The following is a 14,098-nucleotide window of genomic DNA, read 5'->3' as shown; positions in this document are numbered from 1 at the left end:
TTTGTCTGAAAGTTCACGCTCATGAATTCACTTGTTTTGTGTCTGCGGTCAAACCGCTTGGCGGCAACTATAGCGGCAGCCCTGTGGCTGACAGCCTGCAGCAAACCGGCGCCGCCAGAGGAGCCCATACGTGCCGTCAAGGTGGTCACGGTGGGCTTGCAGGCCACGCAAAGCACGCTTGAATATGCTGGTGAAGTCAAGGCGCGGGTTGAATCGCGCCTGGGTTTTCGGGTCGGCGGCAAACTTCTGGCGCGGCCGGTGGAGGCCGGGCAGCACGTGAAGGCGGGGCAATTGCTGGCGCAGCTTGATCCGCAAGATCTCAAATTGGCCGCCGATGCGTCGCGCGCCCAAACAGCGGCGGCGCGCACCAACCGTGATCTGGCCGCGGCTGATTTCAAGCGTTATCAGGCCTTGAAGGAGCAGAACTTCATCAGCGGCGCGGAATTGGAACGGCGCGACGCGGTGCTTCAGGCCGCGCAAGCGCAGCTCGACCAAGCGCAGGCGCAGTTGCGCGCCCAAGGCAATCAGGCCGATTACGCAGCCTTGCGCGCCGACGTGTCGGGTGTCGTCACGGCGGTCTTGGCTGAGCCGGGTCAGGTGCTGGCTGCGGGCGCACCCGTGCTGCAGATCGCCCAGGATGGTGCGCGCGATGTGGTGTTTGCCGTGCCCGAGGACAAGGTGGCAGGGGTCAAGCTGGGCTCTGACGCCCAGGTGCGTGTCTGGTCGGTGCCCGGCACTCTGAAGGGTGAGGTGCGCGAAGTAGCTGCCAGTGCCGACCCCATCACCCGCACTTTTGCGGTCAAGGTGGCGTTGCTGGCCAAAGATGATTTGCCTCTGGGCAGCACGGTGTCGGTGCTGCCAGGCGCGCTGCAACACACCGGTGTGCCAGTCATCAAGTTGCCCACCAGCGCGCTGCGCCAGCAAGGCCAGGCCACTGCCGTGTGGGTGGTGGACACGGCCAGCATGACGGTTAATTCGCAAGTGGTGCAAATTGCCACAGCCGATGGCAACGACGTCGTGGTGGTGGGCGGACTGCAACCGGGCATGCAGGTGGTGGTGGCGGGGGTGCATGTGCTGGCACCTGGTCAAAAAATCACTATTTATGTAGAAAATAAGCCTGTAGCCCTCACCAGTAAAGCGCAGACAGCTCCGGGAAACGTAGCATTCAAGACGCCAGCTTTGGTGCCATCAGCTCCTGCCAAGTGAGCCAGCCATGAGCGAAAACCACTTGCACCCTGAGCAGGGATTTAACTTGTCGCGCTGGGCCATTGAGCATGCGCCGTTGACGCGTTTTTTGATGATTGTGCTGATGGTGCTGGGCACCGCGAGTTACTTTCAGTTGGGCCAGGACGAGGATCCGCCGTTTACTTTTCGCGCCATGGTGGTGCGTGCTTATTGGCCTGGGGCTACCGCCCAGCAGATGGCCGAACAGGTCACCGACAAGCTGGAGCGCACGCTGCAAGAGGTGCCCTACGCCGACAAAATCCGCAGCTATTCCAAGCCGGGCGAGTCGCAAATCATTTTTCAGATCAAGGATTCATCCCGCGGCAGCGAGGTGGCCAACGTCTGGTACCAGGTGCGCAAGAAAATTGGTGACATGCGTGGCACGCTGCCTCAAGGGGTGCAAGGGCCTTTTTTCAACGACGATTTTGGTGATGTGTATGGTGTGATTTATGCCCTGCAAGCGCCGGGCTTCAGTTATGCCGAGGCCAAAACTTTTGCCGATGAGGTGCGCCAGCATCTGTTGCGCGTGCCTGACGTGGCCAAGGTGGAACTGTTCGGCGTGCAGGATGAAAAGCTGTTCGTCGAGATCTCGCAAAAACGCCTGGCGCAGCTTGGGCTTGACATGAATGCCGTGCTGACCGCTTTGGGTCAGCAAAACGCGGTGGAATCTGCCGGTGCCGTGCAAACGCCGCTGGACGTGGTGCAGGTGCGGGTGGCTGGCCAGTTCAAGGCGGTAGACGAATTGCGCGCCATGCCGATTCGTGCCGGGGCCAACCAGTTGCGCTTGGGTGACATTGCCACCATCAAGCGTGACTTCGCCGATCCGCCCACTGTCAAAGTACGCTTCCAGGGCCAGGAGGTGATTGCACTGGGGGTTTCCATGACCAAAGGCGGCGACATCATTGCCCTGGGCAAGGCCCTGACCGCCGCCACCCAGCACATCGAAAAAGCCCTGCCCATCGGTGTCACGTTGGGGCAAATTCAGGACCAGCCCAAGTCGGTGGCGACCTCAGTGAACGAGTTCGTCAAGGTGCTGATTGAGGCCGTCGCGATTGTGCTGGCAGTGAGTTTCATCAGCTTGGGGCTACATAAGCGCCCCGGCGTTCACCCCTTCTACCGGCGCTGGACTCTCGACATGCGCCCCGGCCTGGTGGTGGGTATCACCATTCCGCTGGTGCTGGCAATGACGTTTCTGGCCATGAACTACTGGGGCATCGGGCTGCACAAGATCTCGCTGGGCTCGCTCATCATTGCGCTCGGGCTGTTGGTTGACGACGCCATCATTGCCGTGGAAATGATGGTGCGCAAGATGGAAGAAGGCTATGACAAGGTGCGCGCCGCCACCTTTGCCTACGAGATCACCGCCATGCCGATGCTGACGGGCACGCTGATCACGGCGGCAGGCTTTTTGCCAATTGGCATTGCCAAGAGCAGCACGGGCGAATACACGTTTGCCATTTTTGCCGTGACGGTGATTGCGTTGTGCTTAAGCTGGATCGTGTCGGTTTACTTTGTGCCCTATCTGGGCACCCGTCTGCTGAAAGCGCCGCCCCATGTGCAAATGCAGGTGGCCGGTCAGGCGAACTCTCACGACATGTACGACACGGCGTTTTACAACCGGTTTCGTCGCACCGTGAATGCCTGCATCAGGCACCGCTGGATCACCATTGGGGTCACCGTGGCATTGTTCGGGCTGGGGGTTGTCGGCATGGGTCAAGTGCAGCAGCAGTTTTTTCCGGATTCGAGCCGCCCAGAGATCACAGTGGAGTTGTGGTCGCCTGAAGGCACCTCATTTGCCGCCACAGAAGCGGTGGCCAAACGGGTTGAGGCACGCTTGATGGCGGAGCCTGGCGTGGTCTCGGTCACGCAGTGGGTTGGCTCGGGCGTGCCGCGCTTTTATTTGCCGCTGGAGCAGGTGTTTCAGCAAACCAACGTGTCCCAGCTGATTGTGTTGCCCAAGGATTTGCCTACCCGACAAGCCCTTTTGCACCGATTGCCAAGCTTGTTGGCGCAAGAGTTCCCAGAGGTTCGCGGTCGTGCCAAGCTGTTGGCCAATGGCCCGCCGGTGCCGTACCCGGTGCAGTTTCGCGTCATCGGGCTTGACCCGCTGGTGTTGCGTGAGCGCGCCGATGAGGTCAAGGCGGTGATGCGGCAAAGTCCCAACACCCGTGGCGTGAACGACAACTGGAACGAGTCCATCAAGGTGATGCGCCTGGAGGTTGACCAGGCCAAAGCCCGCGCCCTCGGTGTCACCAGCCAGGTGATTGCGCAAGCCGCCAAGACGATGCTGAACGGCTCAACCGTGGGCCAGTACCGCGAGGCCGACAAGTTGATTGACATTGTGCTGCGCCAGCCGCTGGACGAGCGCAACGCCATCACCGACATCGCCAACGCCTACCTGCCCACGGCCTCAGGCAAGTCGATACCGCTGACGCAAATTGCCAAGCCGGTGTTCACCTGGGAGCCGGGCGTGATGTGGCGCGAAGGCCGTGACTACGCCATCACGGTGCAGAGCGACATTGTGGAAGGCCTGCAAGGCGCCACCGTCACCAACCAGCTGTTGCCTGAGCTCAAAAAGCTGGAGGCCGCCTGGGTGCAGGCCGGGCAGGGTGCTTACCGCATTGAAGTGGCCGGAGCTGTGGCCGAAAGTGCCAAGGGCTCGTCGAGCATCGTGGCGGGCATTCCCGTCATGTTGTTCATCACCTTCACTTTGCTGATGCTGCAATTGCACAGCTTCAGCCGCGCCGTGTTGGTGTTTCTGACTGGACCGCTGGGCATTGCCGGGGTGGCCGGTGCGCTGTTGTTGTTGAACCGGCCGTTTGGCTTTGTCGCACTGCTTGGGGTGATTGCCTTGATGGGCATGATCCAGCGCAATTCGGTGATTCTGATCGACCAGATCGAGCAAGACCGTGCCAAAGGTGTCTTGGCCTGGGAGGCGATTGTGGAGTCTGCCGTGCGCCGCCTGCGCCCGATTGTGCTGACCGCCGCTGCCGCCGTGCTGGCCATGATTCCATTGTCGCGCTCCGTTTTCTGGGGGCCAATGGCCGTGGCCATCATGGGCGGGTTGATCGTGGCAACGGTCTTGACGCTGTTGGCGCTGCCAGCGATGTATGCCGCTTGGTTCAGGGTGACATCGACCAGCAAGTGAGTGCTTGGCCGGTGAGGGCGCTCAGGCGGGTTAAAATTCTAAGTTGACCTAATTCCGGGGGTGGTTGTGATGACCGCCCCGTTGATTTTTGCGCGGGTGGCGAAATTGGTAGACGCACCAGGTTTAGGTCCTGACGGTAGCAATACTGTGCGGGTTCGAGTCCCGCCCCGCGCACCATGATGAGAATTTGCCTGACGGTTCGCTGCAGCATTGCAGCGGCGTCGCGGCATTTATTGTTTGTTGAATTTGCAGGATGGCTGTGGGTTGCTCGGCAACCGGCGCTGTCCTTACATTTAAATTTGGAGATTAACCATGGCAGTTGCTGTAGAAACCCTTGAAAAGCTTGAACGCAAAATGACGCTGAGCTTGCCCGTGGACACCATTCAGTCGGAAGTGAATGCACGTTTGAAGAAGCTTGCCCGCACTGTCAAGATGGATGGTTTTCGTCCAGGCAAAGTACCCATGAACGTGGTGTCACAGCGCTACGGCTACAACGTGCAGTACGAGGTCATGAATGACAAAGTTGGTGAGGCCTTCTTTAACGCCGCCAACGAAGCCAAGTTGCGTGTCGCCGGCCAGCCAAAAATCAATGAAAAAGAGGGCGCGCCCGAAGGCGAGTTGACATTCGAGGCCGTGTTTGAGGTCTTCCCGGAAGTCAAAATCGGCGACCTGAGCACCGCAGAAGTCGAAAAAGTGACCACGGAAGTATCTGGCGCCGCCATTGAGAAAACAGTCGATATTTTGCGCAAGCAACGCCGCACGTTTTCGCAACGTCCGCACGATGCTGCTGCTCAGGACAGTGACCGTGTCGCGGTTGACTTTGAAGGCAAGATCGACGGCGAGACTTTTGCCGGTGGCAAGGCTGACGACTTCCAGTTCATTTTGGGCGATGGCCAGATGCTCAAGGAATTTGAAGAAGCCACGCGTGGCATGAAGATTGGCGAGAGCAAGACCTTTCCGTTGGCGTTTCCTGCTGACTACCACGGCAAAGACGTCGCCGGTAAAACGGCCGATTTCATGGTCACCGTCAAGAAAATTGAGGCAGCGCACTTGCCTGAAGTGGACGAGGCCTTGGCTAAATCACTCGGTATTGAAGAAGCGTCTGTAGAAGGCTTGCACGCTGACATCAAGAAAAATCTGGAACGCGAAGTCAAGTTCCGTTTGCTGGCGCGCAACAAGACGGCAGTCATGGACGCATTGGTGTCCAAGGCTGAGCTGGACTTGCCCAACGCCAGCGTACAGGCCGAAATTGGCCGTCTGCTTGAAGGTGCGCGCGCTGATTTGAAGCAACGCGGCATCAAGGACGCTGACAAGGTCGCAATTCCCGACGATGTGTTCAAGCCACAGGCTGAGCGCCGTGTGCGTTTGGGTTTGGTGGTGGCCGAGTTGGTGCGTGCCAACAGCCTGCAAGCCACTATGGATCAAATCAAGGCGCACATTCAGGAACTGGCTGCCAGCTATGAGAAGCCTACTGAAGTCGAGCGTTGGTACCTGAGCGACAACAACCGCCTGGCTGAAATTGAAGCCATTGTGTTGGAAAACAATGTGACTGACTTTGTGCTGTCCAAAGCCAAGGTTAGCGAAAAAGCGCTTTCTTTTGATGAATTGATGGCACAGAACTGATCGTTCTAACCGTTTTTCGGTGGAAATGGGGCTTGTGCAGGACTTGTAGTCCCGCAGTCAAGCCCCATTTGTTTTGGGGCCATGTTTTTTAGCTACAGTAGCGCAAGATTTTTGGAGTCAAGATGAAATATCAGATGGATGCAATGGAAACGCAGGGTTTGGGCATGGTGCCCATGGTGATTGAGCAGTCTGGCCGGGGTGAACGGTCATACGACATTTACTCACGCCTGCTCAAAGAGCGGGTGATTTTTTTGGTCGGTCCGGTCAATGACTATGTAGCCAATCTTGTGGTGGCGCAATTGTTGTTCCTGGAAAGTGAAAATCCTGACAAGGACATTTCTTTTTACATCAACTCGCCGGGTGGCTCAGTGAGTGCGGGCATGGCTATTTTTGACACCATGAACTTCATCAAACCCAAAGTGTCAACCCTTTGCACTGGCATGGCCGCGAGCATGGGTGCTTTCTTGTTGGCAGCGGGTGAAAAAGGCAAGCGTTTTGCACTGCCCAATGCAAAAATCATGATCCATCAACCCTCAGGCGGCAGCCAGGGCCAAGCCACCGAAATCGAAATTGCCGCACGGGAAATCCTGAAAACGCGCGAGCAACTCAACAAAATTCTGGCCGAGTGCACGGGGCAACCCCTGGAACGCATTGAGCGAGACACTGAGCGCGACTATTACATGTCCGCTGAAGAGTGCAAAGCATATGGTCTGATTGACCAGGTTATTTCTAAAAGGGTGTAGTTCTCATGGCCGAAAAAAAAGGCACTGCTGGCGAGAAAACACTGTATTGCTCGTTTTGCGGAAAAAGTCAGCACGAAGTCAAAAAGCTCATTGCCGGTCCCTCAGTCTTTGTATGTGATGAGTGCATTGAGTTGTGCAACGAGATCATTCGCGACGAGTTACCAGCGACGACTGAAACAGCCGGCAAAAGCGAGTTGCCGACACCGGCTGAGATCAAAGCCAACCTTGACAATTACGTGATTGGGCAGGATCCGGCCAAGCGTATTTTGGCAGTGGCGGTTTATAACCACTACAAACGTTTGCGGCACCAGGAAAAATCCACCAAGGACGAAGTCGAGCTTTCCAAGAGCAATATTTTGTTGATTGGCCCGACCGGGTCTGGCAAAACGCTGTTGGCGCAAACACTGGCACGCATGTTGGACGTGCCCTTTGTGATGGCCGATGCCACCACCCTGACCGAAGCCGGTTACGTGGGGGAGGACGTTGAAAACATCGTGCTCAAGCTGCTGCAAAGTTGCAACTACGAAGTGGAACGGGCGCAGCGCGGCATTGTCTACATTGACGAAATTGACAAAATTTCACGCAAGTCAGACAACCCGTCCATCACACGCGATGTGTCGGGTGAGGGTGTGCAGCAGGCCTTGCTCAAGCTGATTGAAGGCACCATGGCCAGCGTGCCGCCCCAAGGCGGTCGCAAGCACCCGAACCAGGATTTTGTCCAAGTGGACACGACCAACATCCTGTTTATCTGTGGTGGCGCGTTCGCTGGCCTTGAAAAAGTCATTGACAGCCGTACCGAATCTTCTGGTATCGGGTTTGGTGCTGCTGTGAAAAGTAAGCAAAACCGCAACCTGACGGAAGTGTTCAAGGAAGTTGAGCCTGAAGATTTGATCAAGTTTGGCCTGATTCCTGAATTGGTTGGCCGGATGCCCGTGGTGGCCACGCTGGGCGAACTTAGCGAAGAAACCTTGGTGCAAATTCTGACCGAGCCGAAGAATGCGCTGGTTAAGCAGTACAGCAAACTGTTGTCAATGGAAGGCGTTGACCTGGAAATTCGTCCGAACGCGTTGAAAGCCATTGCCAAAAAGGCGCTGGCACGCAAAACAGGCGCCCGCGGTTTGCGTTCTATTCTTGAACAAGCGCTGATTGACACCATGTTTGACTTGCCCAACACCTCCAATGTTGAAAAAGTGGTGGTGGATGAGTCCACCATTGAAGAGAATAAGGCGCCACTTCTGGTTTACCGCGAAGTGGCCAAGAAAGCTTGATTTGGTTTGCCTTTGAGGGTTTTTTGCCTCAATTAAGGCTAAATACACGCCAGATAATGGGCTGTTGCTTGTAAAACGGCAGCCCCGCTTCACATTCAGTTGGTTACAAGAGGACTTTATATGTCTGGTCATACTCCCCTGCCTGCTACCGCGCTTGATTTGCCATTGTTGCCTTTGCGTGATGTGGTTGTGTTCCCACACATGGTTATCCCGCTGTTTGTTGGCCGTCCCAAAAGCATCAAGGCGCTTGAAGCGGCCATGGGCTCGGACCGTCGCATCATGCTGGTGGCACAAAAAGCGGCAGCCAAAGACGACCCCGTCGTGTCGGACATGTTCGACATGGGGTGTGTGTCGACGATTCTTCAAATGCTCAAGTTACCTGATGGCACGGTCAAGGTGTTGGTCGAAGGGCAGCAACGCGCTCTCGTCACCCACATCGAAGACGGTGAGTTGCACTTTACTGCCACTGTCATGCCAGTTGAGGCAGTGGTGGAGCCTGAAACAAAGTCGCGCGCCAAAAGTAGTGAAATCGAGGCGCTGCGTCGTGCGGTGATGCAGCAGTTTGATCAGTACGTCAAGCTCAACAAAAAAATCCCGCCTGAGATTCTGACCTCGATTTCCAGCATCGACGACCCAGGTCGCTTGGCGGACACCATCGCAGCGCATTTGCCCTTGAAGTTGGACAACAAGCAGGCTGTGCTTGATTTGTCGGGTGTGCGGGATCGCCTGGAAAATCTATTTGAGCAGATTGAGCGTGAGGTCGACATCTTGAATGTCGACAAGAAGATCCGCGGACGCGTGAAGCGTCAAATGGAAAAAAACCAGCGCGATTTTTACTTGAATGAGCAAGTCAAAGCGATCCAGAAAGAACTGGGTGAGGGTGAGGATGGCGCTGACATCGATGAGATCGAGAAGAAGATCAAGGCTGCCAAAATGCCCAAAGATGCTTTGAAAAAGGCAGAGGCTGAGTTAAAGAAACTCAAGTTGATGTCACCCATGTCGGCTGAAGCCACCGTGGTGCGCACTTACATTGATGTGCTGACTGGCCTGCCGTGGGCCGGCAAAACCAAGATCAAGCACGACCTGGCAAACGCCGAAGCGGTGCTCAACGAAGACCACTATGGTCTTGACAAGGTCAAGGATCGCATTCTTGAATACCTTGCAGTTCAGCAACGGGTTGACAAGCTGAAAGCGCCGATTTTGTGCTTGGTTGGCCCACCGGGTGTGGGTAAAACTTCGCTGGGTCAGTCCATTGCGAAGGCGACCGGGCGCAAGTACGTTCGCATGGCCTTGGGCGGCATGCGCGACGAGGCCGAAATTCGAGGCCACCGCCGGACTTACATCGGTGCCATGCCGGGCAAAGTGTTGCAAAGCCTTTCCAAGGTTGGCACGCGCAACCCCTTGTTCTTATTGGATGAAATTGACAAGCTCGGCACAGATTTCAGGGGTGACCCGTCCAGCGCCTTGCTCGAAGTGTTGGATCCAGAGCAGAACCACAAGTTTGGCGACCATTACGTCGAAGTGGACTTTGACCTGAGCGACGTTATGTTTGTGGCGACATCGAATTCCATGAACATCCCGCCGGCTTTGCTCGATCGCATGGAGGTGATTCGCCTGTCGGGTTATACCGAGGATGAAAAGACCAACATCGCACTGAAATACCTGTTGCCCAAGCAACTTAAAAATAATGGTGTCAAAGAGGGCGAGTTGCTGGTCACCGAGGAAGCAGTGCGCGATATCGTGCGTTATTACACGCGTGAAGCGGGTGTCCGTTCGCTTGAACGCGAAATATCCAAGATCTGCCGCAAAGTGGTTAAGAGCTTGCAACTGAAAAAGATGACCGGTCAGGTCAAGGTGGCAGGTGACAACCTCAATGATTTTCTGGGTGTGCGCAAGTACGACTATGGTCGCGCCGAAAAGAAGAACCAGGTCGGCCAGGTGGTGGGCTTGGCCTGGACCGAGGTCGGCGGCGATTTGCTCACCATTGAAGCCGCCATGATGTCAGGCAAAGGCGTGATCACCCGTACCGGTTCCTTGGGTGACGTGATGAAAGAGTCTGTGGAAGCTGCCCGCACCGTGGTGCGCAGTCGTTCTCGCATGCTTGGGATCAAGGATGAGTTTTTTGAGAAAAGAGACATCCACATTCACGTGCCTGATGGTGCGACACCCAAAGATGGTCCAAGCGCAGGTGCCGCCATGACCACAGCATTCGTGTCAGCCATGACGGGGATTCCCGTGCGCTGCGATGTCGCCATGACCGGCGAAATTACATTGCGTGGCGAAGTGACTGCTATTGGCGGGCTCAAGGAAAAATTGTTGGCTGCGCTGCGTGGCGGCATCAAGACGGTGTTGATCCCGGAGGAAAACGCCAAAGATCTTCAGGACATCCCTGAAAATGTGAAAAATGGTCTTGAAATCGTCCCAGTGCGCTGGATTGACAAGGTCTTGGAAATAGCGCTTGAGCGCATGCCGACCCCGTTGCCTGATGATGAGCCGGTCGCCGCTGCTCCGGTGGTGGTGGCCATCGCTGCGCCGGAGTTGTTGGGTTCGGTCAAGCATTGATAAATTTTGATGCACTCAAGATCAAGTGGGTGGAAAGTTACGCTATAATTTAAGGCTTGAAACGCGGGAATAGCTCAGTTGGTAGAGCGATACCTTGCCAAGGTATAGGTCGAGAGTTCGAGTCTCTTTTCCCGCTCCAGTGTTTCATTTTTCATAGGCGTGAGCCTGTGTTTTGCGGGAATAGCTCAGTTGGTAGAGCGATACCTTGCCAAGGTATAGGTCGAGAGTTCGAGTCTCTTTTCCCGCTCCAGATTTATGAAAAGGGAAGCAGTAGCTTCCCTTTTTTGTCAGGGTTTTGGCGCGATAGCAAAGCGGTTATGCAACGGATTGCAAATCCGTCTAGCCCAGTTCGACTCTGGGTCGCGCCTCCAGTTTTGGTTTGAATTTGTTTCTGAAAGCCCTGTCAGTTGCAGCGACGGGGCTTTTTTGTTTCACAATACAACCGTGCCCGAGTGGTGGAATAGGTAGACACATCGGACTTAAAATCCGCCGCTTCGTGAATAACGGGCGTACCGGTTCGATTCCGGTCTCGGGCACCACCGCTACACTTACATCTCATGGCCCGCTATAACGCTCCTCTCGAAATTCATGTGCATGGTCAAGTGACGTTGCGAGCAGACGTCACTTTTGATCATTTGCAGGACGCACTCAAGCCCCTGTGGAAGTACGCTGGTGCTCGCTCGCTCAAAGATGCATCGGGCAGTTTTTATGAAGATGAGCCAGGCATTCAGTTCGAGTCCGCAGATCATCTGCTTCAAATGTGCTGGACGGTTGAGGGCGACGACGATTTTCGTCAAGTACTTGACGAGATGTGCATGAACCTAAATGAAGTGGCACAGACCGGCGCAGCGATTGAGGTCACCTTTTACGATGCTGAGTTTGATGAAGAAGATGAAGGCGACACACCTGACGCCGAATCACGTGACGATTTCGTCATACTTTTTGTTGGTCCCGATCCAGCGTCCATCATGCAGGTTCAGCGTGACCTGTTGGTCCAGGACGTGGTCAGTTTGATGGAGCGTCATTTTGACGGTGCCGAACTCGGAGGTGTGGTCGCTGCCATTGACACCTTGTTCAGCCAGCGTTTTGATGACTTGGTCAGCTCGCTTCAGCTTGGCAAGCCGCCACGTGGCTCTGGCGGCGCTGGTGGTGGCATGGGTCACGGCGGTGGCCGAAAACCCCGCCACTTGCACTAAACAAACGCTTTGTTTTTGAGTCACCCCGTTGTTTCAGCTTGAACCGTGGTGACCCTTTAGGTGCCCGGGCGGCAAGAAAAGCTTCAGTTGGGCTGCATGTTTTTTCAGATAGTGCCTGATCTCTCAAGAGCGGCTACAGCAAACCCTTGAACTGGATGCCGGACTTGCAAAAAGCGTGATCCTTTTTTGATTGAGGCTGGCTTGAATATCGAAGTGCTTTTGGCCAATGGTTTACCAGGCAACTGCGGCTTCAGTTTATCAAGCTGTATGTTTCGATTGACTTTTATACTGACCGCAGTTTAACGAACAGATATTCCCGTTTTCATGCTCAAACGAATCCACGTCGATCAGTTGCAACTTGGCATGCACCTCAAGGAGTTTTGTGGCGCCTGGATGGACCACCCCTTTTGGCGCACTGGTTTCGTACTGAAGGATGCCAATGATCTGGCCCTGATTTTGGCCAGCTCCATCAAAGAGGTGTGGATTGATTGCAGCTTGGGCCTGGATGTGCCCGTGGGTGTGATGGTCGTTGCCCAAGCAAGCGAAGTGGACGCCCCCGAGCCGCCTGCCGCCGCATCACCCGTGGCGTCGCCCATCTCGCGAGACATTGCGCCAGCAAGCGCGGCCAAAGAAATGGAACGTGCTGCGCGCATCTGTCTGGAATCCAAAGCCGCCGTGGTGTCTATGTTTGAAGAAGTTCGCATGGGCAACGCGGTGGATGTTGGCGGCGCGCGCCAGTTGGTGGAAGACATTTCAGACTCTATCGCGCGCAACCCGGGCGCCATCATCAGCATGGCGCGTATTAAAACGGCCGATGATTACACCTACATGCACTCGGTGGCAGTGTGCGCCATGATGGTGTCACTGGCCAAACAACTGGGTCTGGACGATGCGCAAACCCGCGCCTGCGGCATGGCGGGTTTGCTGCATGACCTGGGCAAGGTGGCCATGCCCACCGAGGTGCTGAACAAGCCGGGCAAATTGACCGATGCAGAATTTGACATCATGAAGACTCACCCGACCGAAGGCTTCAAAATGCTCAAGGGTAGCCCGCAAGTGGACGCTGTCGCGCTCGACGTGGTGCTGCATCACCATGAAAAAATGGATGGCTCGGGTTACCCGGAGCGCCTCAAGGGTGATGAGATCAACCTGTATGCCAAGATGGGTGCGGTGTGTGATGTCTATGACGCGATCACCTCAAATCGGCCTTATAAGACAGGTTGGGATCCGGCCGAGTCGTTGCGAAAAATGGCTGAATGGAAGGGCCACTTCGACCCTAAGGTGTTTCAGGCATTTGTCAAAAGCATGGGGATTTACCCGGTAGGGTCGCTGGTGCGACTCACCTCCGGACGCATTGGCGTGGTGACCGAGCAGTCGGGCAAGTCATTGACCACACCCTTGGTGAAGGTGTTTTATTCCACCAAATCGGGCCTGCGCATCGTTCCTTATGTGGTGGACCTGTCGCGTTCCGATAGCCTGGAAAAAATTCACCAGCGTGAAGACCCGGATAAGTGGAATTTTCCTGACCTCAATGAATTGTGGTCAGGCGTCCTTTTTCCGAATTAATCGATTGATCAGGCGGTAGAACTTTAAGTTAAAGGTAAACGGGTGGCGAAGTCACCTTGCGGGGATTGGCAATTCTTAGGAGCATCGTGTCCACCTCAACTCAGGTGGATACATGGACACTCCAGAAATTCAAATGCCGCAGGCTGGTCGTCGGCGCGGACGCTACAGTGATAAATTCAAGCGCCAAGTCATAGCGGCTTGCCTTGAGCCGGGCATCTCGACAGCGGCGATCGCGCTGGCCAACGGCCTCAACGCCAACTTGGCACGTTGCTGGGTTGCAGAGTCTTCACAGCACAAGGACACCCGGTCATCGAAGACGGCCACAACGTTGGCACCAGCTCACACCGTCCCTGCCTTCATCCCCATCAAACTTGAATCAGTCCCATCAGCGAGCGCCACCCGGCAAGCCGACATTCGCATCGAACTCCAGCACGGCGCCACCACCGTGCATATCCACTGTAAGCGGCCAGCAACCGACACTGTAATCGGGCCTACGCGGGTGCGTGTCTGCAGCGAATCTTGCCCAGATTGGTGATCGGACTGGAATGCCTGGCTGCCTTGCTAGAGAAAGCCTTTGGTTTGCTCGGCGCAAATTCACACAAACGCAGACAAGGTCGAAAATCAGAAAGACCAAATCGGCATCTCAAACCGCATCCGAGCATGGCTTACAAAGTGTGAGGCTTAAGTTCGCGGCATTGTTGCCAAAGAGAGTCGGCAAACACAAGCCAAGTTTCTTTGGGTCGATTGTGGCTACGCCGAATATGCCAA

The 14,098-nt window shown here is 55.5% G+C and carries 9 protein-coding genes and 5 tRNA genes; all 14 read left to right on the top strand.

What is annotated here, in order from left to right; all coding sequences use genetic code 11:
* Positions 1-21 precede the first annotated feature (21 nt).
* The 14 genes from PHQ58_RS13585 (at position 22) to PHQ58_RS13520 (ending at position 13,865) form a co-directional block, all read left to right on the top strand.
* Positions 22-1,206, top strand: coding sequence for an efflux RND transporter periplasmic adaptor subunit (locus PHQ58_RS13585; RefSeq protein ID WP_300111787.1), 1,185 nt, complete (start codon positions 22-24; stop codon positions 1,204-1,206).
* A 7-nt stretch (positions 1,207-1,213) separates the two neighbouring features.
* Complete coding sequence (locus tag PHQ58_RS13580; RefSeq protein WP_300111785.1) at positions 1,214-4,372, top strand: efflux RND transporter permease subunit; 3,159 nt, start codon at positions 1,214-1,216, stop codon at positions 4,370-4,372.
* 90 nt (positions 4,373-4,462) lie between these two features.
* Positions 4,463-4,549, top strand: a tRNA-Leu gene (locus PHQ58_RS13575).
* A gap of 135 nt (positions 4,550-4,684) precedes the next feature.
* Positions 4,685-5,995: a trigger factor gene (tig, locus tag PHQ58_RS13570; protein ID WP_300111784.1), complete on the top strand. Its 1,311-nt coding sequence runs from the start codon at positions 4,685-4,687 to the stop codon at positions 5,993-5,995.
* A 134-nt stretch (positions 5,996-6,129) separates the two neighbouring features.
* The gene (clpP, locus tag PHQ58_RS13565) at positions 6,130-6,738 is read left to right on the top strand and encodes an ATP-dependent Clp endopeptidase proteolytic subunit ClpP (protein WP_300111880.1); all 609 of its coding nucleotides are present in this window, start codon (positions 6,130-6,132) and stop codon (positions 6,736-6,738) included.
* A gap of 5 nt (positions 6,739-6,743) precedes the next feature.
* Positions 6,744-8,006: an ATP-dependent Clp protease ATP-binding subunit ClpX gene (gene clpX / locus PHQ58_RS13560; protein WP_300111783.1), complete on the top strand. Its 1,263-nt coding sequence runs from the start codon at positions 6,744-6,746 to the stop codon at positions 8,004-8,006.
* A 120-nt stretch (positions 8,007-8,126) separates the two neighbouring features.
* Entirely contained in the window at positions 8,127-10,568 is a 2,442-nt protein-coding gene (gene lon / locus PHQ58_RS13555; RefSeq protein ID WP_300111781.1) for an endopeptidase La, read from the top strand.
* 63 nt (positions 10,569-10,631) lie between these two features.
* Positions 10,632-10,707, top strand: a tRNA-Gly gene (locus PHQ58_RS13550).
* Between the two features lie 35 nt (positions 10,708-10,742).
* Positions 10,743-10,818, top strand: a tRNA-Gly gene (locus tag PHQ58_RS13545).
* A 47-nt stretch (positions 10,819-10,865) separates the two neighbouring features.
* Positions 10,866-10,939 (top strand) — tRNA-Cys (locus PHQ58_RS13540).
* Positions 10,940-11,014: 75 nt separating this feature from the next.
* Positions 11,015-11,107 (top strand) — tRNA-Leu (locus PHQ58_RS13535).
* Between the two features lie 18 nt (positions 11,108-11,125).
* On the top strand, positions 11,126-11,764 hold the full coding sequence (locus PHQ58_RS13530) for a DUF6806 family protein (protein WP_300111779.1): 639 nt from the start codon (positions 11,126-11,128) through the stop codon (positions 11,762-11,764).
* Between the two features lie 324 nt (positions 11,765-12,088).
* Complete coding sequence (locus tag PHQ58_RS13525) at positions 12,089-13,330, top strand: HD-GYP domain-containing protein (RefSeq protein WP_300111777.1); 1,242 nt, start codon at positions 12,089-12,091, stop codon at positions 13,328-13,330.
* A gap of 112 nt (positions 13,331-13,442) precedes the next feature.
* A complete protein-coding gene (locus tag PHQ58_RS13520) occupies positions 13,443-13,865 on the top strand; it encodes a transposase (RefSeq protein ID WP_300111776.1) in 423 nt (140 codons plus the stop codon).
* Positions 13,866-14,098: the final 233 nt, after the last annotated feature.

The organism is Rhodoferax sp. (assembly GCF_028688795.1).
In the GTDB taxonomy this organism is placed as follows: Bacteria; Pseudomonadota; Gammaproteobacteria; order Burkholderiales; family Burkholderiaceae_C; genus Rhodoferax.
This window is presented reverse-complemented; position numbering and strand designations above follow the sequence as displayed.